Source organism: Pedobacter jamesrossensis (genome assembly GCF_042650905.1).
GTDB lineage: Bacteria > Bacteroidota > Bacteroidia > Sphingobacteriales > Sphingobacteriaceae > Pedobacter > Pedobacter jamesrossensis.
Genome location: NZ_JBHSBY010000059.1, coordinates 1 through 1075, shown reverse-complemented (window position 1 = coordinate 1075; position 1075 = coordinate 1). Strand labels below are relative to the sequence as shown.

Here is a 1075-nt window from a genome sequence, read left to right as displayed (position 1 = left end):
TTCGTAGTTGTTCTGGATTGTTTTGGAAATCGTGTTAAACGATTTGAATCCAGCGGCTTCGACATCGTTATACCAAATAGCCAGCTTTTTAAAAGCGATGATTCTATCTTTAGAGGTGCTGAAAATGTTGGACAAACCTTGACTCAGTCTATAAGCCCGCTCCAGATCAGGGTACAGTCCAAATAATAGTTCTGCTCGATGCGATTGTGAAGGTGTCCAGTTAACCTCTCGCTTGAACAGTAAGTATCTACTTCTTGCGAGCAATTGTTTTACTGTATCACCATTTTCCAGTAATTCCGGCACCCAGCGTTTTTTTACAGTCTTGGCCAGTTCCATTTCCTTATTTTCCTGTTCTATGGCCTCCCATCTGTGCATTATCCTTATTTCCTGGACGCCTTCTGTAGCCAGTTGCTGTACGTGAAAGCGATCAGAAACCAGTTTGGCCTGAGGAAAACACTGTTTAACTATACGAGACATTGTTGGAGCAAGATCAAGAGTAACTTCTTTCACTTTTCTACGCAAGCCTACCTTGATCTGAGAAAGGATTTTGATTACCGATTCGCTTTCGGTTCCTTTAATAATGGCAACAAGGGCGCCTTTTTTACCTTTTGCACCCTTATTGGTCAGAACGGTATATAACTCTCCCTGGGACAGGCTGGTTTCATCAATGGAGAGATATTCGCCAATATTTTCAGGAAATAGAAGCCAGTCATCAGCATGTTCCAGCTGATCCCAAATGGTAAATCCACTTAGATGGCTAGCATACTGTTCCTCAAGACGTTTGCCGTCCAAACCAAAGAAATGACCTAGCGTTTTACAGCTTATTGGGCTTGAATCCAAATAGCTTTTCAAAAAAAAATGCAAATTCGCTAGTCATCTTGGTACCATCGGCAACCAGATTCCAATCCCGGAAAACAATCTTTTTGCTATTAAGGTTTTGCCACTTGCGCCGCCTTAATTTCAAAAAACAAGGTTTTCCACGCAAGGGAAAATCACGAACGGTGATTTCATCGAAAAAGCCTTTAGAAATTAACTTCTCACCTGAATACTCTTCAGGATGAATGTTTTTCTCTAA

General features: G+C 41.3%; 2 protein-coding genes. Both read right to left on the bottom strand.

The window, feature by feature from the left end; all coding sequences use genetic code 11:
* The coding region (locus ACFOUY_RS08995; protein ID WP_378960172.1) for an ISAon1 family transposase at nucleotides 1-840 on the bottom strand (840 nt) is incomplete at its 3' end.
* Nucleotides 815-1075: ISAon1 family transposase N-terminal region protein (locus ACFOUY_RS08990; protein ID WP_378960171.1), on the bottom strand; the 261-nt coding region annotated here is incomplete at its 5' end. The genes ACFOUY_RS08990 and ACFOUY_RS08995, both read right to left, overlap by 26 nt.